Below are 24,960 nucleotides of genomic sequence, written 5' to 3' on the forward strand. Positions count from 1 at the left end.
CAAAATAATGAGGTGAAAGGCCATGTACAAAATTCTGATAGCCGACGATCACCCGCTGTTTCGCGAAGCCATCCACAACGTCATCAGCGACGGTTTTGCCGGCAGCGAAGTGATGGAAACCGCCGACCTGGACAGCGCCCTGGCCCTGACCCAGGAACACGACGACCTGGACCTGATCCTGCTCGACCTGAACATGCCCGGCATGCATGGGCTCAACGGCCTGATCAACCTGCGTAACGAAGCGCCGACCATTCCGGTGGTGATTGTCTCCGCCGAACAGGACAAGCAGATCGTGCTGCAGGCCATTACCTACGGCGCGGTGGGTTTCATCACCAAGTCTTCACCCCGTGCCCAGATGACCGATGCCATCCAGCAGATTCTCAATGGCAATGTCTACCTGCCCCCGGACATCATCCGCACCGCCAAAAGCAGCACCCACCGGCGCATGAACGACACCCCGAGCTTCCCGCCCGAACTGCTCCAGGCCCTGACCCGCAAGCAACTGCAGGTGCTGGAACGCATGACCAAGGGCGAATCGAACAAACAGATCGCCTACACCCTGGAAATCGCCGAGACCACGGTCAAGGCCCACGTCTCGGCGATCCTGCGCAAGCTCAACGTGCACAACCGGGTACAGGCGATCCTGAGTGCCGGGGATATTGATTTCGGGTCTTATCTGCGGCGTTGAGTCAGCAAGACCGCGGCGCGCCCTTCGCGAGCAAGCCCGCTCCCACATTTGACCGTATTCCAAATGTGGGAGCGGGCTTGCTCGCGAAGGGGCCGTCCCATGCTCCGAAGATTTCAAGGCCGGCCGAGTAGATGACTCATCGCCGTCTTCAGCTTCATCGGCCGCACCGGCTTGTGCATCAGGGTGTGGCCCAGTTCGCGGATCTGCTGCTTGAGTTCATTGCTGTAGTTGGCCGTGATCATCATCGCCGGCACCGGTGACGCGCGCCGGGCATTGATGCGCGCCACGGCGTCGACACCGTTGCGATCGTTATCCAGGTGATAATCGGCAATCAGCAGGTCGACCTCGGCGTGGAAATTGTCCACTTGCCGCGCCAGGTCCTCCTCCGACAGCGCCGTCACCACCCGACACCCCCACCCCTCCAGCAAGGTGCGCATGCCGGCACAGATGGTCGCGTCGTTGTCCAGCACCCATATCCGCGCCCCCCGCAGGCGCTCGAGCATCGGCTCGCTCATCTGCAACGCAGGCTGCGGTTTCGGCGCGGTGGCGCTCAACGGCACTTCGACCGAAAACATCGAGCCCCGGCCCGGCCATGAGCGCACATGGATGGGATGCCCGAGGATGCCGGCAATCTTCTCTACGATCGCCAGACCCAGGCCCAGGCCGCGATCCTGATCGGGGCGCTGCACATCACCACGCTTGAACTCCTGGAAAATCTCCTCCAGGCGATGCTCGGCAATGCCCATGCCGCTGTCCCAGACTTCGATCGTCAGGCACTGATGATGCCGCCGGCAACCGAGCACCACGCGACCACTGTAGGTATAGCGAATCGCATTGCTCAGCAGGTTGCGCAGAATCCGCGCCAGCAGCTGGATGTCACTGCGTACCAGCGCCGAACAGCCGATGAAGTGCAATTGCAGGCCTTCACTGCGCGCCACCTGGGTGTATTCGGCGGCCAGGTTGTCCAGCAGTTCACTGAGGGCGAACGGCGCAATGTCGGCCTTGATCACCCCCGCATCGAGCTTGGAAATATCCACCAGGGTGCCGAGCAGGTTCTCCACGTCTTCCAGGGAATTGCTCACGTTGCGCACCAGCGTCTCGCTGGACATCGGCTCGCGCCGTTCCAGCAAGGCACTGGTAAACAGGCGCGCGGCATTCAACGGTTGCAGCAGGTCATGGCTGACGGCGGCGAGGAACTTGGTCTTCGACAGGTTGGCCTGCTCGGCTTCCTGCTTGGCCTCGCGCAAGCGTGACTCGACCAGGCGTCGCTCATCGATCTCGCGCAGTAACTGGTCGTTGAGGGTGGTCAATTCCGCCGTACGCTCGCGTACCCGCAGCTCAAGGTTCTGATACGCCTGATGCAGCGCCTCGGCGGTGCGGCGGCGTTCGGTGATGTCGCGGATCAGCACGAAAATCCCCACCACCTCGCCACTGGCCAGACGGTTGGGCACATAGGAGCGCAGCATGTAGCGCTCCTGGTTGTTGACGTTGGTTTCGGCGAACTCGAACGTCACGCTCTCGCCGGCCAGTGCCCTGGCCACGTAGGGCTCCAGCCGCTGGTAATGCTGTTCGCTGTGCACTTCGCGCAGGCTCTGGCCGAGCATCACGCCGCGAGGCCAGCAGTACCACTCTTCGTAGACCTTGTTGGTGAACTCGTAGACCAGGTCGGCATTGAGGTAGGCAATCAATGCCGGGACATGATCGGTGATCAGGCGAATCCAGTGTTCGCTTTCACTCAACGCCTCGGCGTGCTGGTAGCGCTCGGTAATGTCGGTGAAGGTGTTGACGAAACCGCCGGTGGGCAACGGATGGGTGCGGATTTCCAGGACCCGGCCATCGTACAGGCGCTGCTCGCATTCACGCACCGGTCGTCCGTTGCCATCGCGGCTGGCCGGGGTCAGCAGGTTCAGCTCGCTGTCGGCGATCACTTCGGCAAACGGGCGATGGGCCGCCACCGGCGCCAGGCCACTCAACTCCAGGAAGCGCCGGTTCCACAACTCCAGTATGCCCTCGGCGCTGACCATCGCCACCCCTTGGGACAGGTTGTCGACGGCCCGTTGCAACAGATGCGACTTCTGCGCCACCGCCTGCTCACGGCGTACGGTTTCGCTGAGTTTGACGTCGGTAATGTCGGTGAACAGGATCACCCGCCCACCTTCCTGGGTCGGCCGCTCGCTGACTTGCAGCCAGCGCCCGTTCTGCAGGCGGTAAAGCAGGTTTTCGTCGGCATGCCCGCGCGGCTCTTCGGTGAACAGTGCGTTATTCATCATCAGCCGCTTGACCTCGGTCAGGCGCATGCCGGCGTTGATCCGCACCCGGCTGTTGCTCCAGAACGCCTTGAAGCGACTGTTGAACAGCACAATGCGCTGGTCGGCGTCGAACAGCACGAAGGCGTCGGAAATGCTTTCGATGGCATCGATCAGGTGTTGGTGCGCCGTTTCCGCGCGCAGGCGGGCTTCGCTGAGCAAATGATTGCCGGCCTTGAGTTCGGCCATGGCCTGGTTCAGGGCATCGGTGCGTTCACGCACTTGCTCGGCCAGCACCACCGAATGCTGGAATGCCGCGTACGGATCGTTGCCACGGGCTCCCCCGGACTCGACCCGTTCGATCAGCGCGCTATTGATGCGCTGCAGTTTATGGTTTTCCAGGCGCAGCCCGGCCAGTTCGGCCTGCAGTTCAGCGATGTCCTGGGGCGCGGCCACGGGCAATGGCAACGCCGGTGAAGGTCTGGTTGATGTGCATGCCATTGAACTGTTCTCCATAGGTGTTGAAACCCACCACCCGTTGCTCGCGCAAAAAACCGCCGATCTGATCAAGACTGCCGTCGTCTTCGAGTTCCAGACGCCGCAGGAAACAGTCGCAACCGATGGTCAGCAGCAAATCGCCCAGGCGCTCCTGCAACCCCTCGAACAGGCGCTGCAGGTTCGGCAGCATCGGCCCCGGGGTCATGGCGGTGAGGACGATGCCGTTTTCCACGGCGCAGTAGAAACTCAGGCTCAGGTCCGGATGCACTTGCTGGATGGCCCGCACGTAGTACTGCTGGTTGATCCGCACCGCCAACGGGTGCGCGGCGAAGACCCGGTGATCGAGCTGCGCCACCGGTACGCCGATGTGCCGGGCGTACTCCTCGGCAGCCGGCTCGGCATTGAGCTCGAAGACCCGGCGCAAGGTGCTGTCGGCCCCGGTGACCACCAGCTTTTCGGCGCGGGGCAGCACGTGGTGGGTGGTGAACACTTCGAAATCCAGCCAGGTATTGACCAGCACCACCACGGCCGCGCCGCTGTGGAACTCGCCATCGAAGTACACATGGGTATGGGTCAGGTAGTTATCGTCGCCGGCCGAGCCGCCGAAATGCGGAATGTCGCCCAAGGCCGCACTCAAGGCCGCCAGGACCATTTCTTCACGGCTGGACAGGCCATCGAGCAGGGTCAGGGCAAAGCTGTTGCCCTTGATCGGGGCCAGGGTGTTGCTGCGACAGCCACTGACCAGGCGCTCGACCATTTGCTGGGCGTCGATCAGGCTGAAGTGCTCCATCTGGTCGATCAGCTCGATCGAGATGGAAAAGTGCCGGTGGTCGAAACCCACCGCCGTCACGCAATTGCGCCCATAGCCCAGCGGAGTGATTTCCCCGGCGCTGGTGCAGCCCGCCAGGCGAATGCCGCCGAAGCTTTGCTGCAAGGCCTGGCCCAGCGCCTGCAAGTCGTATTCGGCGGAACAGAAGAACAACACGAACCCCAGGTGCGGATGCAACAACTGTCGTGCCAGTTCCTGCGCGACCTGCCGGGCATCGGTGGCCTGGGACATTGCACTGACGACGCCTTCGCTCTGCTGCATCCTTACCTCCCGCAGGTGCGTGTGTATGAGGCACGAGTGTACGAAGTCTGTGGGGGGCGACGAATGCTACTTGGGTAGCGGGTAGCCGCTTCGATGGGATGAGAATGTTTGAGGGAATGGGGACTTGAGGGCTGTAGCTGGAGATCTGAAGCACGCGCTTTTGTGGCGAGGGAGCTTGCTCCCGCTGGACTGCGCAGCAGGCCAGAAAACCGGCCGATGCGCGACCAGATTCGGGACCGCTACGCGCTCCAGCGGGACGGTGCGGCGATCCGACAAGCTCCCTCGCCACAGGGAAAAGATGAGCAGATCGGCTTTATTACCAGGTCAGCACCGCGCCCACGGCAAAGGTGTCGGTGTCTTCGTTCTGCTCATTGGTGTCGTGGCCGTTGATTTCGAACTGGTTGTACTCGGCCACCAGCTTGAGGTTGTCGTTCACGTCATGGAACAACGCGATGCCACGGGTTTCGTAGTCCGCACCGCTGCCGACCACGCCGTTGCCGTCGTCATTGGTCTTGCCGTAGGACAAGGCCAGGCGGTTCTTGCCCAGCTTGTAGGAGCCCTGCATCAGGTAGCCGTCGCTGTCGACGTTGCGCAGGGTCGGCTCGCCGGCATTGTTGGTGAAAAACGGGTTGATACCCTTGGCCTGGAAGCCGGACCCGGTGAGGGACAAGCCGCCCATCTTCGCCTGCACGCCATAACCGACCCCCTTGGAGGTGACGGTCTCGACCGTCGAGTCGGTGTTGTCCGAGGTCTGGTAGCTGCCGTTGACCCAGCTGTAGATCTTTGCCCCGGCCAGGTCGAACTGATAGGTGACTTCGCTCTCGGTACGCGGGTTTTCCTGATATGCCTTGCCCGTCGGGCTGCTGTCGTTGGTGTCCACCGGGTCCATGATGCCGACCGCCACGCGCAGTCCGTCCATCACCGGGGTGCGATAGGTGATTTGCGAAGTCGGGAACGGATACGGGTAACCGGTACCGATGTTGCCGAACGACACCCCGCCGCCATCCACCAGCCCCAACGTATCGCTGACCTGGCCGTAACCGGCGAGCATTTCGTCGAGCAGGATGTTGGAACGGGCGAACAACCCGAAGTCCTTGCCGATCAGCACCTCGCCCCACTCCTGGTTGGCTACGGTGCCGAAGAACTGCCGCACATCAATGGCGGTGTCGGTGCCGTTGGTTTGGCTGTCGTTGATGGTGACCCAGAACGAGGCACGGGCGCCGAGCTTGAGATCGTCCACCTGCTTGCCCATGTTGAACCCCAGGTAGTTGGGCAAAAAGCCCATCTTGACCCGCGACTGCCGACGGTCGTACTGATCGCCGGCGCGGTCGACATCGCTGTTTACATAGAAGGCATTGATGTAGCCGTCGGTGGAGAACGTGGTCTGGTCCTTGTCGTACAGCATGATATCCGCCTCAGCCACCTGGCTCAGGCCAAGTGCAGACAGGCTGGCGATAAAGGCAGGCAGAAAACGATGCGTGACGTTCTTATTGTTGTGCATGGCGCGCTCCGAAACGGGGGACTGAGTGTCGGAGGCGATTATCGAAACCTGACGGGCGGCGCCATACGCTGCCTTGGGGCTGGTTTTGAGGTGCTTTGGATTGGCTGGCGGCGCGTGACCGCTACGGCGTAAGACCGCTCGTCGGCGAGGCTCGCCACTTAGGGCGTAGGCCTGTGGACCCGACTGGCATCCACAGGAACCGCTACCGGCTAGGCGTTGGCCTTGAGCAACATGTAGGCGGCGACCATTACGCAGATGCTGGCGAACCCGACCTGCAACGCCCGCGCCGGCACCCGGGCGCACAGCTTGCGGCCGATGATCATGCCGATGATGCTCGCGCCAATGAAGGTGGCCCCCACACTGTCGATGCGCACGCCGGCATGGAACGCGCCGATCACGCCGATGGCCGAAATCAGGCTGATCACCATCAGCGAGGTGGCGATGATTCCGCGCATTTGCACATCGGTCAGTTGCTTGAATGCCGGGACGATCAGAAAGCCGCCGCCCACCCCCAGCAATCCCGAGACCACACCCGTGACCGCTCCGAGCGCGGCGAGGGTCGCGGTGCATTTGGCGGTCCAGGAAAAGCGCCCGGTCTGTTGATCGAGCATGCAGTTTTTCTGGCCCCAGTTGGCATGCCCGTGGTCGCTCGGGCCTTCGTCCTTGCGTTCACGGCGCAACATCCGCCAGGCCACCATGACCATCAGCAGGCTGAACAGGATCATCAGGATTTTTTCCGGCAACTGATGGGCGAAATAAATGCCCACCGGCGAAAACACCGCACCGAGCGCGGCGATCAGCAACGCCGCGCGGTACCGCACCAGGCCATGGCGCAATCCATCGATGGCGCCGACCGCCGCCGCACTGCCCACCGCAAACAACGCCACCGGAGCGGCCTGGGTCATGCTCCAGCCCAATCCCAATACAAGGGCCGGCACCGCGAGAATCCCGCCGCCCGCTCCAGTCAACCCCAATACCAACCCCATCACCACGCCAAACAGACTTGCCAGCAACATAGGGAGTTCTCAGTCGACCCTGGACAGACGCGTCAGCCACTCGCGACCCTTGAGCATACCGTTCCAATAGAACCACGGTAGCAGTGTTGCCTTGAGCCACCACGCCGAGCGGCGCGGCCTCGTCGGGTCAAGGGGAAAGGTCGGCAGCAATTTGCCCGCATAACCGAACTCGGCCAGGATCACCTTGCCCTTCTCCACCGTCAGCGGACAGGAGCCATAGCCGTCGTACTTCAGCGGCAATGGTTGTTGCTTGCGCAAAGCCAGCAGGTTTTCGGCCACGACCACTATCTGCTTGCGCACCGCCGCGGCGGTTTTTGCATTGCTGGTTCCGCAGATATCCCCCAGCGCGAAGACGCCTGGATAACGCGGATGCTGCAGGCTGTGGGGATCGACTTCACACCAGCCGGCGGCGTCGGCCAGCGGACTCCGGGCGACGAAATCCGGGGCCACCTGAGGTGGTACGACATGCAGCAGGTCAAAGGTTTTTGCCTGGCGGGTGACAGTGCCCTCGGCGTCCTTGACCTCGAACCACGCAGTCTTCGCCGGGCCGTCGACCTTGACCAGATTCGAATTGAATGCCAGCCGGGCGTTGTACTTCTCGATGTACTTCATCAGCGGCGGGACAAAGGTCGCCACGCCGAACAATGCAGCGCCCGCGAGATTGAACTCGACGTCAATGTTGTTCAGCACACCGCTCCTGTTCCAGTGATCACATGACAGGTACAGCGCTTTTTGAGGCGCCCCCGCACATTTGATCGGCATGGCCGGCTGGGTGAACAGCACCTTGCCGCCGCGCAGTTTCTGCACCTGGTCCCAGGTGTAGGTCGCGTGCCGGTAGCTGTAGTTGGAGGTCACGCCGTGCTGGCCGAGGGTCTCCTCCAGGCCTTCGATTTTCTCCCAGGCCAGGCGCAGGCCGGGGCAGACCACCAGATTCTGATAGCTGACCGTGCGCGCGTCACTGAGGATGAGCCGGCAATGGTCGGGGTCGATGCCGGTCACGGCAGCCTGCAGCCAATTGACCCCGCGCGGCATCACCGATGCCATCGGCCGCACGGTGTTTTCCACGTTGTAGGCACCACCGCCGACCAGCGTCCAGGCCGGTTGATAGAAGTGCCGGGAGTCGGGTTCGATCACGGTGATGTTGAGGTGCGGGCTACGCTTGAGCAGGCTGGCGACAAGGCCTATGCCCGCCGTGCCGCCGCCGATCACCACGATATCTGCACTGATGGATGGGCCCCAGTGTTGATCGTTCATTGCTTGTTCCTTTTGCTGCACGCAAGGATTTTGCCAGTCAACACACAAAACTACTGTGGGAGCGGGCTTGCTCGCGAAGGCGGTGTGTCAGCCAACGTTTATGTCTACTGACACACCGCCTTCGCGAGCAAGCCCGCTCCCACAGGTTCGGTGTGTTGGATAAGATCAAGGTTGAACCCAGCTTTTAAGCACCGCCCCGCAATACAGCCCGGAGAGGGTTTTCATCACCTGGATCACCTCGTGACTGGCGAGACCGTAAAAAATGTACTTGCCTTCACGACGGGTCGCGACCAGTCCTTCATCGCGCAGGATCCCCAGTTGCTGGGACAGGGTCGGTTGGCGCACGCCGGTCATTTTTTCCAGCTCGCCAACGTTGCGCTCGCCCTGGGTCAGCTGGCACAGGATCAACAGGCGATCCTCATTGGCCAGGGCCTTGAGCAGCGCACAGGCCTTGGAGGCCGAGGCGCGCAGTTGGGCGACTTCACATTCGGTCAGACTGGATTGCATTTGCAGGATGCCTTCAACGTCACTTAAGCTGCAAACATTATGTTTAAACATATATTGTTGCAACCCGTGATCGAAATTTCGTCCTCTTGCTCAGGTTCATGTCCATGCCCGCACTGATTGAAGCGTTCCTCGACCCCGCCTCCTCGACCTACAGCTACGTGGTCTACGAGGCTGATGGCGGGCAGTGTGCGATTGTCGACCCCGTGCTCGACTACGACGGTGCGGCCGGGCGCACCGCGACCACCCAGGCTGACAAAATCATCGCCTTCGTCCGTGCCCACACACTGCAAGTGCAATGGCTGCTGGAAACCCACGCCCACGCCGATCACCTGTCCGCCGCGCCCTACCTGCGCGAGCAACTGGGCGGAAAAATCGCCATCGGCGAATCGATCAGCAAGGTGCAGGACGTGTTCAAGGCACTGTTCAATCTGGAGCCATCATTTCGCGTCGACGGTTCGCAGTTCGATCACCTGTTCGCCCCCGACGAGTCGTTCATGATCGGCAACCTCAAGGCGACCGCCCTGCACGTGCCCGGCCATACGCCGGCGGACATGGCCTACCTGATCGACGGTGATGTGATTCTGGTGGGCGATACGATGTTCATGCCCGATGTCGGCTCTGCCCGTTGTGACTTCCCCGGTGGCAATGCCAACCAGATGTTTGCCTCGATCCGCAAGCTGCTGGCCTTCCCCGCCAGCGTGCGCCTGTACGTCTGCCACGACTACCCGCCCGAAGGGCGCGCTCCCGAATGCATGACCACCGTCGGTGAACAGCGCAAAAACAACATTCACGTGCGCGACGGTATCGACGAAAACGCCTTCGTGGAAATGCGCACCAAACGCGATATCGGGTTGGGCATGCCAACACTGCTGCTGCCGGCGATTCAGGTGAACGTGAGGGCGGGGAATTTACCCCCGGCGGAGGAAAACGGCGTGGTCTATCTGAAAATCCCGCTAAACGCCCTATAAGAAAAGGCAACGAACGGCTTGGCACAAAGGCCTTTGCCTACATACTCTGGCGATAGGGGTGAAGTGGAATATTTCTCATCAGATAATCAAACTTCATTGGGCAAACAACCAATGGAGATTTCGCAATATGGATATTCGTCGCAACCATCGAGACATGACGCAACAACAGAAAAACGCCTTCATCGGGGCCATCCTTATCCTGAAAAACAATGTCGACAGCGTGCTGCTGCCTGGGCAACAAAGTCGCTACGATGACTTTGTGCAGATTCACAAAAACTCTATGGGTCGGGGCAACCCGCTTATTCCCAACCCGCATCGCAACCCGTTGTTTTACCCTTGGCATCGCATCTTGATTCGTCAATTCGAACTCGCCCTGCAGGCCGCCGCCAACGACACGAGCATTTCCCTGCCCTACTGGAACTGGCAAATCACCGGAGCAGACAACCCATTCACATCAAACTTCATGGGCGGGAACGGTGACAATACACAAGACAATCGCGTTACCAGCGGGCCATTTTCCAGGGAGCACTCTCAATTCGAGATAAGGGTATGGGACGCGGAAGCAGGCAACCCAGGCTTACGCCGCAACTTTGGGCAGATCGGTGTGTTGCCATCGGCCGAAGCCGTCGAGTCCGCGCTCAATAGAACGCCCTACTGGATGGAGCAGAGCGGTTGGGAAAACTATTCAGAAATTGCACTGCACAATCCAGTACATGCCTGGATAGGGGGCAATATGGCTGAAGCGTCCTCGTCCAACGACCCAATATTTTTCTTGCATCATTGCTATCTCGATCTGTTATGGGAGCGATGGAAACACCAGCACCCGAATGTTCCTGGCTTTTCGCCTCGAGACGACGCTCCCAATGGGGTAGAGGGATCAACGCTGATTTTTCATCCAGACAACGAACCTGCTCCCTGGGAACAAACCTATACAGTTGAACAAACGTTTTTTACTTCTAATCTCGATTATCGATATGACTACCTATGACGGCACCTGATACTCAATTGCCGAGGGTCAGCCCATTCGCCGGCAGCGGCAGCGCGGTCTTGTACCGCACCTGCTTGAGCGCAAAGCTCGAACGTATGTTCGCCACCCCGGGCACCTTGGTCAGAAAATCCATCATGAAACGCTCCAGCGACTGGATGGTCGGCACCAGCACCCGGATCAGGTAGTCCGGGTCGCCGGCCATCAGGTAGCACTCCATCACCTCGGGGCGGTCGGAAATCGCCTCTTCGAAATGCTGCAACGCCTCCTCCACCTGCTTCTCCAGGCTGACGTGAATGAACACGTTCACATGCAACCCCAGCAGGTCGGCATCGAGCAACGTCACTTGCTCGCGGATCACCCCCAGTTCTTCCATGGCCTTGACCCGGTTGAAACACGGCGTCGGCGAGAGGTTCACCGAGCGTGCGAGGTCGGCGTTGGTGATGCGCGCATTCTCCTGAAGGCTGTTGAGAATGCCGATGTCGGTACGGTCCAGTTTGCGCATGAGACAAAACCACCTGTTTTTTTTGTTTATGCAGGTTTTTTATCTGCAAATGATCTTTGGCGCAACGAAACAGAGAGAAATATTCTTCTTGGGCGGGCCTATGATTGTTGTAGGACAAGATTTCTTCTACCGAACGAAATCTGTCAGCTCACTACAAGAAATTCACAAGATCGAGCGTAGAAGCCATGACCCAAGCGTATGAACCGCTGCGCCTGCACGTCCCCGAACCCTCGGGCCGTCCCGGCTGTAAAACCGACTTCTCCTACCTGCATCTGACCGATGCCGGCACGGTGCGCAAACCCCCAATCGACGTTGAACCGGCGGACACGGCTGACCTGGCTCGTGGCCTGATTCGCGTGCTCGACGACCAGGGCAATGCCCTTGGGCCGTGGGCCGAAAACGTGCCGGTGGAGATCCTGCGCAAGGGCATGCGCGCCATGCTCAAGACCCGCATCTACGACAACCGCATGGTGGTCGCCCAGCGTCAGAAAAAAATGTCGTTCTACATGCAGAGCCTCGGCGAGGAAGCCATCGGCAGCGCCCAGGCCCTGGCCCTGAACATCGACGACATGTGCTTCCCGACCTACCGCCAGCAAAGCATCCTGATGGCCCGCGACGTACCGCTGGTCGACCTGATCTGCCAGTTGCTGTCCAACGAGCGCGATCCGCTCAAGGGCCGGCAGTTGCCGATCATGTACTCGGTCAAGGAGTCCGGTTTCTTCACCATCTCCGGCAACCTCGCCACCCAGTTCATCCAGGGCGTGGGCTGGGGCATGGCCTCGGCGATCAAGGGCGACACCAAAATCGCCTCGGCCTGGATCGGCGACGGCGCCACCGCCGAGTCGGACTTCCACACCGCCCTGACCTTCGCCCACGTGTACCGCGCGCCGGTGATCCTCAACGTGGTCAACAACCAGTGGGCGATCTCCACCTTCCAGGCAATCGCCGGTGGTGAAGCCACCACCTTCGCCGGTCGCGGCGTCGGTTGCGGCATTGCCTCCTTGCGGGTCGACGGCAACGATTTCTACGCCGTGTACGCCGCCTCCGCCTGGGCCGCCGAACGTGCGCGCCGCGGCCTCGGCCCGACCATGATCGAATGGGTCACCTACCGTGCAGGTCCGCACTCGACCTCCGATGATCCGTCGAAATACCGCCCTGCCGATGACTGGAGCCACTTCCCGCTCGGCGATCCGATTGCGCGCCTCAAGCAGCACCTGATCAAGGTCGGCCAGTGGTCCGAAGAGGAACACGCCGCGGTCAGCGCCGAGCTCGAAGCCCAAGTGATCGCCGCTCAGAAAGAAGCCGAACAGTACGGCACCCTCGCCGGCGGCCAGATTCCAAGCGCTGCGACCATGTTCGAAGACGTCTACAAAGAGATGCCGGAGCACTTGAAGCGCCAGCGTCAAGAGTTGGGGATCTGACATGAACGATCACAACAACAATATCGAGCTGGAAACCGCCATGACCACGACCACCATGACCATGATCCAGGCCCTGCGCTCGGCCATGGATGTGATGCTTGAACGTGACGACAACGTCGTGGTCTTCGGCCAGGACGTTGGCTACTTCGGCGGCGTGTTCCGCTGCACCGAAGGCCTGCAGAACAAGTACGGCACCTCCCGGGTGTTCGACGCGCCGATCTCCGAAAGCGGCATCGTCGGTGTCGCCGTGGGCATGGGCGCCTACGGCCTGCGCCCGGTGGCCGAGATCCAGTTCGCCGACTACGTCTACCCGGCCTCCGACCAGATCATTTCCGAAGCCGCCCGCCTGCGCTATCGCTCGGCAGGCGAGTTCACCGCACCGATGACCCTGCGCATGCCGTGCGGCGGTGGCATCTACGGCGGCCAGACCCACAGCCAGAGCATCGAAGCGATGTTCACCCAGGTCTGCGGTTTGCGCACGGTGATGCCGTCCAACCCGTACGACGCCAAGGGCCTGTTGATCGCCTCCATCGAAAACGATGACCCGGTGATCTTCCTCGAGCCGAAACGCCTGTACAACGGCCCGTTCGACGGCCATCACGACCGCCCGGTAACCCCGTGGTCAAAACACCCTGCCGCGCAAGTGCCGGACGGTTACTACACCGTGCCGCTGGACGTCGCTGCGATCACCCGTCCGGGCAAGGACGTCACCGTGCTGACCTACGGCACCACCGTGTACGTTTCGCAAGTCGCTGCTGAAGAAAGCGGCGTTGACGCCGAAGTCATCGACCTGCGCAGCCTGTGGCCGCTGGACCTGGAAACCATCGTCAAATCGGTGAAAAAGACCGGCCGTTGCGTGGTGGTGCACGAAGCGACCCGTACCTGCGGCTTTGGTGCCGAACTGGTGTCGCTGGTGCAAGAGCATTGCTTCCACCACCTGGAAGCGCCGATCGAACGCGTCACCGGTTGGGACACCCCTTACCCGCACGCGCAAGAGTGGGCGTATTTCCCAGGGCCGTCCCGAGTGGGCGCGGCGTTGAAACGGGTCATGGAGGTCTGAATGGGCACGCACGTCATTAAAATGCCGGACATTGGTGAAGGCATTGCAGAAGTTGAATTGTCGGTCTGGCACGTCAAGGTCGGCGACATGGTCGTCGAAGATCAGGTGCTGGCCGATGTCATGACCGACAAGGCGATGGTCGATATCCCGTCGCCGGTGCATGGCAAGGTGATTGCCCTCGGTGGCCAACCGGGCGAAGTCATGGCGGTTGGCAGTGTGCTGATCAGCATTGAAGTCGAAGGTGCAGGCAACGTTAAGGAGTCGGCGCAACCGGCTCCCGCGAAAGAAACGCCAGTCGCAGCACCTAAAGTCGAAGCCGTGGTTGAAAGCAAACCGGTCGCGGCCCCAGCGCCGAAAGTTGCTGTCTGCCAGGGCCCGATGGTGGCTCGCGCGGCCGATGAACGTCCGCTGGCGTCCCCGGCCGTGCGCAAGCATGCGCTGGACCTCGGCATTCAGCTGCGCCTGGTGCGTGGCAGCGGCCCAGCCGGCCGCGTGCTGCATGAAGACCTGGACGCCTACCTGGCTCAGGGTCAGTCGAATGCGTCGACGGTCAGCAGTGCTTACACCCAGCGCACCGATGAACAGCAGATCCCGGTGATCGGCATGCGCCGCAAGATCGCCCAGCGCATGCAGGACGCCACCCAGCGCGCCGCCCACTTCAGCTACGTCGAGGAAATCGACGTCACCGCCGTCGAAGAGCTGCGCGCGCACCTCAACGAAAAACACGGTGCGACTCGCGGCAAGCTGACCTTGCTGCCGTTCCTGGTCCGCGCCATGGTCGTCGCCCTGCGCGACTTCCCGCAGATCAACGCCCGCTACGACGACGAAGCCCAGGTCATCACCCGCCTCGGCGCCGTGCATGTCGGCATTGCCACGCAAGCCGATATTGGCCTGATGGTGCCGGTGGTACGTCACGCCGAAGCCCGCAGCCTGTGGGACAGCGCAGCGGAAATATCCCGTTTGGCCACCGCCGCGCGCAATGGCAAGGCCAGCCGCGATGAGCTGTCCGGCTCGAGCATCACCCTGACCAGCCTCGGCGCCCTGGGCGGCATCGTCAGCACGCCGGTGCTGAACCTGCCGGAAGTGGCGATTGTCGGTGTGAACAAGATCGTCGAACGGCCGATGGTGATCAAAGGCCAGATCGTGGTCCGCAAGATGATGAACCTCTCCAGCTCCTTCGATCACCGCGTGGTCGACGGCATGGACGCGGCGCTCTTCATCCAGGCCATTCGTGGCCTGCTCGAACAACCCGCAACCTTGTTTGTGGAGTAAGACATGCAAACTTTGAACACCACGCTGCTGATCGTCGGCGGCGGCCCCGGCGGCTATGTGACGGCGATCCGCGCCGGCCAGTTGGGCATCCCGACTATCCTGGTGGAAGGCCAATCCCTGGGCGGCACCTGCCTGAACATCGGCTGCATTCCGTCCAAGGCACTGATTCACGTCGCCGAGCAGTTTCATCAGACGCAGCAGCACCATCAGCTTTCGGCCCTGGGCATCAGCGTTTCGGCGCCGACCCTCGACATCACCAAGAGCGTCGAATGGAAAGACGGCATCGTCGATCGCCTGACCACCGGCGTTGCCGCGCTGCTGAAAAAAAACAAGGTCCAGGTCATTCAAGGCTGGGCCAAAGTGGTTGACGGTAAAACCGTCGAGGTCGGCGACACACGCATCCAGTGCGAGCACCTGGTGCTGGCCACCGGTTCGAAAAGCGTGAACTTGCCGATGTTGCCGATTGGCGGGCCGATCATCTCGTCCACCGAAGCCCTGGCGCCGACATCCGTGCCCAAGCGCTTGATTGTGGTCGGCGGTGGCTACATCGGTCTGGAGCTGGGCATTGCCTATCGCAAGCTCGGTGTCGAAGTCAGCGTGGTGGAGGCGCAGGAGCGCATCCTGCCGGCCTACGACGCCGAACTGACCCAGCCTGTGCACGACGAACTGAGAAAGCTCGGCGTGAAGCTTTACTTGAAACATAGCGTGCAAGGCTTTGATTCAAAAGAAAATATATTGCAAGTATTGGCCCCGAACGGCGCGACCCTGAACCTGGAAACCGACCAGGTGCTGGTGGCCGTCGGTCGCAAGCCGAACACCCAGGGCTGGAACCTCGAAGCGCTGAACCTGGACATGAACGGTTCGTCGATCAAGATCGACAACCGCTGCCAGACCAGTATGCGCAACGTCTATGCCATCGGCGACCTGAGCGGCGAACCGATGCTCGCGCACCGGGCCATGGCCCAGGGCGAGATGGTCGCCGAGCTGATCAGCGGTAAATCCCGCGAGTTCAACCCGACCGCCATCGCCGCCGTGTGCTTCACCGACCCGGAACTGGTGGTGGTCGGCAAGACCCCGGACGAGGCCAGGACTGCTGGCCTGGACTGCATCGTGTCGAGCTTCCCGTTCGCCGCCAATGGCCGGGCAATGACCCTGGAGTCGAAAAGCGGCTTCGTGCGTGTGGTCGCCCGTCGGGACAATCATGTGGTTGTCGGCTGGCAGGCGGTGGGGGTTGGCGTGTCCGAATTGTCCACGGCGTTCGCGCAAAGCCTGGAGATGGGTGCGCGGCTGGAAGACATCGGCGGCACCATCCATGCGCATCCGACGCTCGGCGAGGCGGTGCAGGAAGCGGCGTTGCGTGCGCTGGGGCATGCGTTGCATCTGTAAAGATCAAAAGATCGCAGCCTTCGGCAGCTCCTACAGGGGTTCGCCGATTCTGTAGGAGCTGCCGCAGGCTGCGATCTTTTCGACGAAGAACCGGGAAGTTTAATAAGCAGGCTAATAAATCTGCTCCTCCCCCTATCGTCTGGGCTGCGATTTAGCCCAAGAATGAAGTATTGTTGTGCCCATCCGGAAAAACGTCAGAAGCCTTGAACCGTTTCGGCGGTTGTTAAGTGATAGAGGGTGTCATGGGTAACGAAAGCATCAATTGGGACAAGCTGGGTTTTGACTACATCAAGACCGACAAGCGCTATCTGTCGTACTTTCGCAATGGCGAATGGGACAAGGGCACCCTGACCGAAGATAACGTGCTGCACATCAGCGAAGGCTCCACAGCCCTTCACTATGGCCAGCAATGCTTCGAAGGCATGAAGGCCTATCGTTGCAAGGACGGCTCGATCAACCTGTTCCGCCCCGACCAGAACGCCCTGCGCATGCAGCGCAGCTGCGCCCGTCTGCTGATGCCGCAAGTCGACACCGAGCAATTCATCGAAGCCTGCAAGGCCGTGGTCCGCGCCAACGAGCGTTTCATTCCGCCGTACGGCACCGGCGGCGCGCTGTACCTGCGCCCGTTCGTGATCGGCGTGGGTGACAACATCGGCGTGCGTACCGCCCCCGAGTTCATCTTCTCGATCTTCTGCATCCCGGTCGGCGCCTACTTCAAGGGTGGCCTGACCCCGCACAACTTCCAGATCTCCAGCTACGACCGCGCGGCGCCACAAGGTACCGGTGCGGCCAAGGTCGGTGGCAACTACGCCGCCAGCCTGATGCCGGGCTCCAAGGCCAAGAAAGCCCACTTTGCCGACGCCATCTACCTGGATCCGATGACCCACACCAAGATCGAGGAAGTCGGTTCGGCCAACTTCTTCGGGATCACCCACGACAACAAGTTCGTGACCCCGAACTCGCCATCGGTACTGCCGGGCATCACCCGTCTGTCGCTGATCGAGCTGGCCAGGACCCGTCTGGGCCTGGAAGTGGTTGAAGGCGACGTGTTCATCGACAAGCTCTCCGACTTCAAGGAAGCCGGTGCTTGCGGTACTGCGGCGGTGATCACGCCAATTGGCGGCATCGACTACAACGACCACCTGCACGTGTTCCACAGCGAAACCGAAGTCGGCCCGGTCACCCAGAAGCTCTACAAAGAGCTGACCGGCGTGCAAACCGGCGACATCGAAGCGCCAGCGGGCTGGATCGTCAAGGTCTGACCTGACGCCTGAGACACAAAAGCCCCCCATCGGGTGACCGACGGGGGGCTTTTTCATGGCCGAATGAAAAGATCGCAGCCTTCGGCAGCTCCTACAATGGATATTTCGCGGCCCCTGTAGGAGCTGCCGCAGGCTGCGATCTTTTGCTCTTCTCCTCGATATCCAACCGCAACTCAAGCCCGAACCGCCCCGTCATCTCCTTGCGCCCCAACGCCGTCAACGCCAACGCCCGACTGTCCAGATCCTGGGTCACCCACTGGCGCTTGAGCGCCGTTTGCAGCAAGGCTGCCCCCAGCGACCCGCCCAGATGCGGCCGACGCATGCTCCAGTCCAGGCACGGGCAGGCAAAGCGGCGGCGCAAGGTGCTCAAGTCCTGTACCTCGATCCCGAGCCCTTGAAACATTGCCGTACCGCTGTCGCTCAAGCGATAGGCCTGTTCGTCGGTTTCCTCCAGCCAGCCCGCTTCGAGCAACCGGTCATGCAACAGTACCGCCAGGGTGCCCGCCATGTGGTCGTAGCAGGTGCGGGCAAACTGCAGGCGATCCGGCGTCCGCGCCTGGAAGCGCGGCGCCGTGTTCTGGCCGATCACCATCAGCGCTTCCAGGGCCTGGGCGACGCGTTTGTCCGCCAGGCTGTAATAGCGGTGACGTCCCTGGACGTGCAGCCGCACCAGCGCCAGCTCCTTGAGTCTGGCCAGGTGGGCACTGGCGGTCGACGCGCTGACTTCGGCCACCGCCGCCAGCTCGGTGCTTGTGCGGGCGTGGCCGTCCATCAGCGAACAGAGGATTTTCGTCCGCGCCGGTTCGGCGATGGCCGCCGCCACCTGCGACACGCCCATGTCGTGTTGTTCTGCGCTCATATTTCGCTCCCGGACGAATCAACGCCCTTTCGGACTGGAGATAGTAGCAATACTTTCCAACAACAAAAGGCTGTGACCCATGGACCCGATCATCGCTGCGACCCATGCCGATCCTTATCCCTACTACGCACAACTGCGTGCCGAGGGCGGGTTGGTTTTCCATCCAGGGCTGAACATGTGGGTGGCCAGCAACGCCCGGGCGGTGGCCGCCGTGCTGGCGCATCCTGATTGCAACGTTCGCCCCGCGCAGGAGCCAGTCCCCATGGCGATTGCCGATGGCATGGCCGGCGAGGTGTTCGGCCAGTTGATGCGCATGAATGAGGGTGAGCGCCAGCGTTGTCCACGGTCGGCGATTGCGCCAGGGCTGGAGTTGATCGATACGCGGGAAGTGGAGAGCCTGGTCAGCGCCCGGTTGATCTCCGCCGACGCCGTCGGCCTGCACAACGCCATGTTCCGTGGGCCAGTGTGCGTGGTGGCGGCGTTGCTGGGATTCACCCCGGCTCAGGGCCGAATCATCAGTGAACTGACGGCGGACTTCGTGGCTTGCCTGTCGCCCTTGAGCACCTCGGCACAGCTGGCTGCCGCCCATGCCGCCGCCGAACAACTGAGCGGTTACTCTGTCGAGCTTTTGGCCGATCCGGACAACCACAGCCGCCTGCTTGCAGGCATCCGCCAGCGCTTCACCGGCGGCGTACCGCAAATGCTGATCGCCAACCTGATCGGCCTGTTTTCCCAGACGTTCGACGCCACGGCCGGGCTGATCGGCAACACTGTGCTGGCGTTGATTCAACACCCGCCGTTACTCAGCCAATCCCCCCATGTCGACGATCTGCTGGCCGAAGTACAGCGCTTCGACCCGTCGGTACAAAACACCCGCCGCTTCGTCGCCGCCCCCTGCGAGATTGACGGCACAAGGCTGAATGCCGGGGACGTGATCCTGGTGCTGCTGGCCTCGGCCAATCGCGACCCGCAGCTCAACGACAACCCCGACGACCTCCTGCTCGACCGCCCGAACCGGCGCAGCTTCACTTTTGGTGCGGGGCGCCATCAATGTCCGGGGCAGTCACTGGCGTTGAGCATTGCCGGCGCTTCCGTCCGGCACATTCTGGCGATGAAGCCGGGACTGGACCGCCTGACCTGGGACTACCGCCCGTCCGCGAATGGACGAATTCCGTTGTTCAGCGACTGGCCGGTCGCTTGATCGACGCTCAGTCCAACTGCCCAACCCGTGCAGCATCCGGCCAGAACAACGCCGCCTGCCCCAAACGCACACCCTGCTGATCAACCAGCGTCCACACCTTGCCTTCATGAATCATGAAGGCATTGCCCTGCCGATCCACCCGATAACCGCTGTAGCCATGCGCTATGCCATGGGCCGTGACCTGCTCCAGCAGGGTCTGGCGCCGGGCGCGGTCCAGTGGCGAGGCGCTGAAGCGTGAGGGCATGCCCAGAAACTCCGGGCGCGGGTACTTGAAGCACGCCAGCGCCTGTTCATTGGCGTAGAAGAAAAGTGGGTCGTCTTCAGTACCGTGAGCCAGCAAACTGTAGGGCGCGTGGGCGTGCAGCCAATGCAGGCGCTCCCTTCCTGCCAGCGACGGCGGCGCTGGCAGATGTTCGCCGGTCCAGTGCCGATAAGACTCATCCAGCAGTTCGATCGCCATGGCGTATTCGTTGATTGGCAACCCGCCCTCTCCTCTTCAGATCCTGGTTTCAAACCCGGCCCAGCCTAACCAAAGCCGCCAGAAAAGTCCTGCTGCCCGGTTGATTGATTACACCGGGTTAAAACAGTCATGACGGGAAGTGCATTTATCCCGCAGGCCTTTCCCCATAAAGTCACCTGGATCATGGTGAACAACGAGGCTCGATTGATGCAGACCCCACTGGACAAGTCACTGAGTGTTTTTGCGCGGGCCGACCTGCTGCAAGGTCCCACGCCCATTCAGCGGGCTGCGCGACTCGAACAACGGCTGGGCCTGGACAAACAGGGGATCGGCCTGTTTCTCAAACGCGACGACCACATGTTGATCGGCGCGGGCGGCAACAAGCTGCGCAAGCTTGAATTCCACATCGGCGCGGCGCTGCAAGCCGGAATCGATACGATCATTACCGTGGGCGGCATCCAGTCCAATCATGCTCGTTTGACCGCCGCGGCGTGCGCCCGGCTGGGCATCGCGTGCGAGTTGTTCCTGACCCGGGCCGTGGCCAAAGCCGAGGTGGATTACGAACTCAATGGCAACGTGCTGCTCGACCAGCTGTTCGGTGCGCAGATGCAAGTGTTTGCCGGCGGTACCGACTCACTGGCCAAAGCCGAGGCTAGGGCGGCGCAGCTTCGGGATGGCGGACGCAAGGTGATGGTGCTGCCGACCGGTGGTTCAACGCCCTTGGGTAGCCTGGGTTATGCCCGCTGCGCAGCGGAAATCGCCCGGCAAGAGGCCGAACTGCAACTCACGTTCAATCAAGTGGTGGTCCCCAATGGCAGCGCCGGAACGCATGCCGGGCTCGCGGCGGGCTTCCAGTTGCTGGGCCGGGGTACCTGCGTGGTCAAATCGTTCTCGGTGTTGTCCGACCAGGACTCATCAGCCGCGAGAACCCTGCAACTGACCCGCGAGACATTGGGGCTACTGGGCAGTGACGCCGAGGTGCAGACGGCCGGGATGGTGATCGACGGCAGCCAGCTGGGTGCCGGCTATGGCCTGCCAACCGCCGCCATGCAGGACGCGGTACGCCTGATGGCGCGTACCGAAGGCCTGCTGGTCGACCCGGTGTACTCCGGCAAAGCCTTCGCGGGAGTACTGGCCGACCTGCAGCAAGGGCGCTTCGCCCCCGGGGACAATGTGCTGTTCGTCATGACCGGCGGTACACCCGGCCTGTATGCCTATCGGGAAACCTTTCAGGCCTGACGGTCAATCATCCCGCGTCAGCACTTCCAGCAATTCAATTTCGAAGATCAGGTTCGAATTCGGCGTGATCTTGCCCATGGTGCGTTCGCCATAGGCCAGGTGCGCCGGCACCAACAACTTGCGCTTGCCACCGACCTGCATCCCCATGATGCCCTGGTCCCAGCCCTTGATGACCCGCCCGGTGCCGATCACGCACTGGAAGGGTTTGCCCCGGCTGTAGGAAGAATCGAATTCGCTCCCGTCCTCCAGCCAGCCACGGTACTGGGTGGTGATCAGCGCGCCTTTTACCGCGGCTTTTCCGTCACCCAACTGCAGATCGATTATCTGAAGCTCGTCATTCATTGAATTCACTCGTATGCTCACTCGCCCACAAGGGCCTGATGGGCGCCGTTTTCCCAGATTTGCCCGCGATTGGCAACCATTGCCGTCTGCCCGCGCTGCGTTCAAAGCTGTTGGCTGAACTAAAATAATCAACTATTACCCGTACGGTTCAACGCCCTGATGGCCATGCCCGAATGATCCTGCTCTGGACCAGCGTCATCCTTGGTTCAATGACGCTCACCCTGATCGTCGCGCTGGTCTGGCGCGAACACTCGCTGCACAAACAACTGGCGCAGTACCGCGCGATCATCAACAGCCTGTCCGAAGGCCGGAACATCCATCAGGATGGCGACGTCGAGCGGTTCAAGCGCAGCCAGTACTTCGCTCGCATCGGCACCTGGGATTGGGATGTCGACACCGACCGCCTGTACTGGTCCGACGCGATTTTCGGCATGTTCGGGTTCAAGATCGGCGAAGTGACGCCCTCCTATGCCCTGTTCTGCTCCTGCGTGCACCCCGACGACCGGCTGAGGGTCCGGGCCGGCGAACTGCGTTGCCTGGAAACCGGCGAAAACCATGATGAGGAATACCGCGTGGTCTGGCCCGATGGCACGATCCGCTGGCTGCGGGAAACCGGCAACGTGGTCAAGAATGACCATGACGAAACGATCAAGATGATGGGCGTGGTACGCGACATCACCGAAGAAAAGGCCTCGGCCAACTACCTCAAGCACCTGGCCCATTTCGACCCGCTGACCGGCCTGCCCAATCGCCTGGTGCTCGAAGAGCGCCTGTCCGAAGCATTGGAGCAGGCGCGCACCAGCGCAACGCGGGTGGCGCTGGTGTTTGTCGATCTCAATGGCTTCAAGGCGATCAATGACCGCTATGGCCATGCGGCCGGCGACCGCGTGCTGGTCACTACCGCCACACGGCTCAAGCGCATCCTGCGCGGCACCGACACCGTCGCCCGGATCGGTGGCGACGAATTCGTGGTCATCATCCAGGACTTGCCCCAAGGCAACAGCCTGCAGGACGAAGCGCGCAGCATCTGCCAGAAAATCTTCGTCGAGCTCTCCCCGCCCATCACCATCGGCAACGACCAGCGCCACATCGGCACCAGCCTGGGCGTCGCCGTGTTCCCCGATCATGCGCCGAGCATCGACCGCCTGCTGCACATTGCCGACCTGGCGATGTACGAAGCCAAGCGCAACGGGAACAATCAATATCGGCTGGGCACCGAGAGCGTGGTGCGGTTGTATAGCCAATAAGGCTGCGTCGTCCGACTACGCCGGTTCCGGAAAGATTCGCGACTCTTTGCGGTTTGTAGATCAGGCCCGGTACCGAAGGGTCAATGATCACCCCGGCAAACAGACAGCCCAACACCATCCACGACTGGAGACACTCGAGCGGTGCTGATCGTTGTTCCTGCTAAACGCTCACTTTCTTCTTTCTACGCTGGAACCCTGGCGCTTTGACGGCAGGAAACACGCCATCCCACTGCGCATCAATGCGCCAGATTCGCTCACTCAAATCAGGATGACTGGCCAGCAAACGGTCCAAGGACGAAGTCCCGCCCGCACAGAAGTACAGGTGACTGAACTCGTCTGCCCTGTCTGCGCTCATGTGCGAGCCTTGCGCATGGCCGCCAATTTTTTTCAATGCGCCGGCAATACTGTGTGGGTTACGGGTGTACTGCACCGCAGTGGCATCAGCCAGAAACTCCCGTTGCCGACTCACGGCAGCCTTGATCAGGCTGGCCAGAAAACTCCCGGCAAACCCGGCGATGCACAAAACCACGCCGACCAGCAGGCCCACCAATTTAAGACGGTTGTCACCGTTCTCACGGTTACTGACTCGACTCACTCTCAGCAGTATCAGGCTGCCCGCCAGGCCAAGCACCAGCAAGCCGTTGACGGTCGCCAGCATGTGCATGTTCAGGCGCATATCGCCGTTGAAGATGTGGCTGAACTCATGGGCAATCACCCCTTGCAGTTCTTCGCGTGTGAGCAGCGATATCGCCCCCTGCGTCACACCGATCACTGCGTCCTGTGGAGTGAACCCGGCCGCGAAGGCGTTGATGCTCTCATCCGGTAGCACATAGATTGGCGGTACGGTCATGCCCGAGGCGAGAGCCATTTCTTCGACGACGTTGATCAGGCGCTGCTCTTCGAGCGTTCGGGCGCCTTGATTGATCAGACGCCCGCCCAGGCTTTCGGCGATGACTTTGCCTCCGTGCCGTAGTTCTGCATATTTAAACAAACTGCCCATCAGTACGACGGCGGTGATGACCGATGCCGTAATCTGCACCGCTTCCCAGTTGATCGCCAGAGCATCGCTGCCATCGTCGGCATGTTTGAGGCTGAAAACGAGGGAAGTCATGGTGATCAGGCTCAGCACCGCCAGGATCATCAATATCACGAGTAGCGCCGTTCGGTGTCTGGACTGACGCTGTTGTTCAAAAAAGTTCATCGGACCGTCCGTGGGCAAATTGCGTCAGAAGGAAACCTGGGGGGCTTGTTGAATGGACTCGGTGTCGGAAAACTCCAGCGGTGTAGCGTCAGCGGCATGGCCGAAGCGGGCTGCCAACAGCACGGCGGGGAAGCTCTGCTTGAGATTGTTGTAAGCCAGCACGGCATCGTTGTACAACTGACGTGCGAACGTCACTTTGTTTTCGGTGCTGCTGATCTCTTCACTCAGTTGCTGCATGGTCTGCGAAGCCTGGAGTTCAGGGTAGGCTTCCAGGGTGACGTTCAATCGCCCCATGGCGCTGTTGAGTGCGCCATCAGCCAGACTCAGTTGTGCAATATTGCGCGCATCACCCGGTTGCGCCTGAGCTGCCTTGAGCCCGGCCAACGCGGTATTGCGCGCGGTAATGACGGCCTCAAGGGTTTCGCGCTCGTGGTCCAGATAGCCCTTGGCGGTTGCTACCAGGTTAGGGATCAGGTCGTAGCGCCGCTTGAGTTGAACCTCAACCTGCGCGAAGGCATTTTTGATTTCGTTGCGACGGGCAACCAAACCGTTGTAGAGCCCGATCGCATACAGAATGCAGAGAGTCAGAACGGCCAAAATGACCAGCAGGATGATGCCGTTAGTACTCATGGTGTGATGTCCTTGTTCACGCAGGGGGAATATTGCGCAGGATGTTAACGGAATATCCTGTTTTATGTGAGCACGCGCATTGATCCGCTTTGCACATCAATGTATGCCAACTATGCAATTAA

At 61.1% G+C, this 24,960-nt stretch carries 23 protein-coding genes; 11 read left to right on the top strand and 12 right to left on the bottom strand.

Going from position 1 to position 24,960, the window contains the following annotated elements; translation table 11 throughout:
• Positions 1–22: 22 nt before the first annotated feature.
• Positions 23–688 carry a response regulator transcription factor gene (locus KW846_RS20100; RefSeq protein ID WP_007976602.1) on the top strand — a complete coding sequence of 222 codons (666 nt, stop codon included), beginning with the start codon at positions 23–25 and terminating at the stop codon, positions 686–688.
• A 113-nt stretch (positions 689–801) separates the two neighbouring features.
• Here KW846_RS20100 and nahK read toward each other — a convergent pair whose 3' ends face one another.
• From nahK to KW846_RS20130, 6 genes are all read right to left on the bottom strand, one after another.
• Complete coding sequence (gene nahK, locus KW846_RS20105) at positions 802–3,396, bottom strand: hybrid sensor histidine kinase/response regulator NahK/ErcS' (RefSeq protein ID WP_218484749.1); 2,595 nt, start codon at positions 3,394–3,396, stop codon at positions 802–804.
• Positions 3,365–4,522 carry a nitric oxide-sensing protein NosP gene (gene nosP / locus KW846_RS20110; protein ID WP_218484601.1) on the bottom strand — a complete coding sequence of 386 codons (1,158 nt, stop codon included), beginning with the start codon at positions 4,520–4,522 and terminating at the stop codon, positions 3,365–3,367. Before nosP ends, nahK begins: the two co-directional genes overlap by 32 nt.
• Before the next feature lie 316 nt (positions 4,523–4,838).
• A complete protein-coding gene (locus KW846_RS20115; protein ID WP_218484603.1) occupies positions 4,839–6,023 on the bottom strand; it encodes a porin in 1,185 nt (394 codons plus the stop codon).
• A 209-nt stretch (positions 6,024–6,232) separates the two neighbouring features.
• Complete coding sequence (locus KW846_RS20120) at positions 6,233–7,039, bottom strand: sulfite exporter TauE/SafE family protein (protein WP_218484605.1); 807 nt, start codon at positions 7,037–7,039, stop codon at positions 6,233–6,235.
• Between the two features lie 9 nt (positions 7,040–7,048).
• Entirely contained in the window at positions 7,049–8,293 is a 1,245-nt protein-coding gene (locus KW846_RS20125; protein ID WP_218484607.1) for an FAD/NAD(P)-binding oxidoreductase, read from the bottom strand.
• Between the two features lie 165 nt (positions 8,294–8,458).
• Positions 8,459–8,800 carry a helix-turn-helix transcriptional regulator gene (locus tag KW846_RS20130; RefSeq protein WP_007976596.1) on the bottom strand — a complete coding sequence of 114 codons (342 nt, stop codon included), beginning with the start codon at positions 8,798–8,800 and terminating at the stop codon, positions 8,459–8,461.
• Between the two features lie 104 nt (positions 8,801–8,904).
• Here KW846_RS20130 and KW846_RS20135 point away from each other — a divergent pair, with 104 nt between their 5' ends.
• Both KW846_RS20135 and KW846_RS20140 read left to right on the top strand, forming a co-directional pair.
• On the top strand, positions 8,905–9,768 hold the full coding sequence (locus KW846_RS20135; RefSeq protein ID WP_218484609.1) for an MBL fold metallo-hydrolase: 864 nt from the start codon (positions 8,905–8,907) through the stop codon (positions 9,766–9,768).
• Between the two features lie 127 nt (positions 9,769–9,895).
• Positions 9,896–10,756 carry a tyrosinase family protein gene (locus KW846_RS20140; protein ID WP_218484611.1) on the top strand — a complete coding sequence of 287 codons (861 nt, stop codon included), beginning with the start codon at positions 9,896–9,898 and terminating at the stop codon, positions 10,754–10,756.
• Between the two features lie 13 nt (positions 10,757–10,769).
• Here KW846_RS20140 and bkdR read toward each other — a convergent pair whose 3' ends face one another.
• Complete coding sequence (gene bkdR / locus KW846_RS20145) at positions 10,770–11,258, bottom strand: Bkd operon transcriptional regulator BkdR (protein WP_007976593.1); 489 nt, start codon at positions 11,256–11,258, stop codon at positions 10,770–10,772.
• Positions 11,259–11,443: 185 nt separating this feature from the next.
• Here bkdR and KW846_RS20150 point away from each other — a divergent pair, with 185 nt between their 5' ends.
• The 5 genes from KW846_RS20150 to KW846_RS20170 all read left to right on the top strand — a co-directional run bounded on the left by KW846_RS20150 (position 11,444) and on the right by KW846_RS20170 (position 17,659).
• Positions 11,444–12,679, top strand: a complete 1,236-nt coding sequence (locus tag KW846_RS20150; protein WP_007976592.1) for a 3-methyl-2-oxobutanoate dehydrogenase (2-methylpropanoyl-transferring) subunit alpha — start codon at positions 11,444–11,446, stop codon at positions 12,677–12,679.
• A gap of 1 nt (position 12,680) precedes the next feature.
• Positions 12,681–13,739 (top strand): alpha-ketoacid dehydrogenase subunit beta, encoded by a 1,059-nt coding sequence (locus KW846_RS20155; RefSeq protein ID WP_015095444.1) that lies wholly within the window; start codon positions 12,681–12,683, stop codon positions 13,737–13,739.
• Positions 13,740–15,011 carry a dihydrolipoamide acetyltransferase family protein gene (locus KW846_RS20160; protein ID WP_218484613.1) on the top strand — a complete coding sequence of 424 codons (1,272 nt, stop codon included), beginning with the start codon at positions 13,740–13,742 and terminating at the stop codon, positions 15,009–15,011.
• A 3-nt stretch (positions 15,012–15,014) separates the two neighbouring features.
• Positions 15,015–16,397, top strand: coding sequence for a dihydrolipoyl dehydrogenase (lpdA, locus tag KW846_RS20165; RefSeq protein WP_218484615.1), 1,383 nt, complete (start codon positions 15,015–15,017; stop codon positions 16,395–16,397).
• A gap of 242 nt (positions 16,398–16,639) precedes the next feature.
• On the top strand, positions 16,640–17,659 hold the full coding sequence (locus tag KW846_RS20170) for a branched-chain amino acid aminotransferase (RefSeq protein ID WP_102701816.1): 1,020 nt from the start codon (positions 16,640–16,642) through the stop codon (positions 17,657–17,659).
• A gap of 91 nt (positions 17,660–17,750) precedes the next feature.
• Here KW846_RS20170 and KW846_RS20175 read toward each other — a convergent pair whose 3' ends face one another.
• On the bottom strand, positions 17,751–18,518 hold the full coding sequence (locus KW846_RS20175) for a helix-turn-helix transcriptional regulator (protein WP_218484618.1): 768 nt from the start codon (positions 18,516–18,518) through the stop codon (positions 17,751–17,753).
• 79 nt (positions 18,519–18,597) lie between these two features.
• Here KW846_RS20175 and KW846_RS20180 point away from each other — a divergent pair, with 79 nt between their 5' ends.
• A complete protein-coding gene (locus KW846_RS20180) occupies positions 18,598–19,719 on the top strand; it encodes a cytochrome P450 (protein ID WP_218484619.1) in 1,122 nt (373 codons plus the stop codon).
• 7 nt (positions 19,720–19,726) lie between these two features.
• On the opposite strand, the gene KW846_RS20185 is transcribed toward KW846_RS20180, so the two are convergent.
• A complete protein-coding gene (locus KW846_RS20185; RefSeq protein WP_256356803.1) occupies positions 19,727–20,200 on the bottom strand; it encodes an MEKHLA domain-containing protein in 474 nt (157 codons plus the stop codon).
• Positions 20,201–20,386: 186 nt separating this feature from the next.
• Between KW846_RS20185 and KW846_RS20190 the strand changes: the two genes are divergently transcribed.
• Complete coding sequence (locus tag KW846_RS20190; RefSeq protein WP_218484754.1) at positions 20,387–21,418, top strand: D-cysteine desulfhydrase family protein; 1,032 nt, start codon at positions 20,387–20,389, stop codon at positions 21,416–21,418.
• A gap of 3 nt (positions 21,419–21,421) precedes the next feature.
• Here the strand turns inward: KW846_RS20190 and KW846_RS20195 are convergent, their stop codons facing one another.
• On the bottom strand, positions 21,422–21,760 hold the full coding sequence (locus KW846_RS20195; protein WP_218484621.1) for an FKBP-type peptidyl-prolyl cis-trans isomerase: 339 nt from the start codon (positions 21,758–21,760) through the stop codon (positions 21,422–21,424).
• A gap of 173 nt (positions 21,761–21,933) precedes the next feature.
• Here KW846_RS20195 and KW846_RS20200 point away from each other — a divergent pair, with 173 nt between their 5' ends.
• Positions 21,934–23,007, top strand: coding sequence for a sensor domain-containing diguanylate cyclase (locus KW846_RS20200; protein ID WP_218484623.1), 1,074 nt, complete (start codon positions 21,934–21,936; stop codon positions 23,005–23,007).
• A 160-nt stretch (positions 23,008–23,167) separates the two neighbouring features.
• Here KW846_RS20200 and KW846_RS20205 read toward each other — a convergent pair whose 3' ends face one another.
• Both KW846_RS20205 and KW846_RS20210 read right to left on the bottom strand, forming a co-directional pair.
• The gene (locus KW846_RS20205; RefSeq protein WP_218484625.1) at positions 23,168–24,208 is read right to left on the bottom strand and encodes a M48 family metallopeptidase; all 1,041 of its coding nucleotides are present in this window, start codon (positions 24,206–24,208) and stop codon (positions 23,168–23,170) included.
• Positions 24,209–24,232: 24 nt separating this feature from the next.
• Positions 24,233–24,838 carry a LemA family protein gene (locus tag KW846_RS20210; protein WP_218484626.1) on the bottom strand — a complete coding sequence of 202 codons (606 nt, stop codon included), beginning with the start codon at positions 24,836–24,838 and terminating at the stop codon, positions 24,233–24,235.
• Between the last annotated feature and the right edge of the window lie 122 nt (positions 24,839–24,960).

Source organism: Pseudomonas sp. PDM32 (assembly GCF_019219225.1).
GTDB lineage: Bacteria > Pseudomonadota > Gammaproteobacteria > Pseudomonadales > Pseudomonadaceae > Aquipseudomonas > Aquipseudomonas laurylsulfatiphila.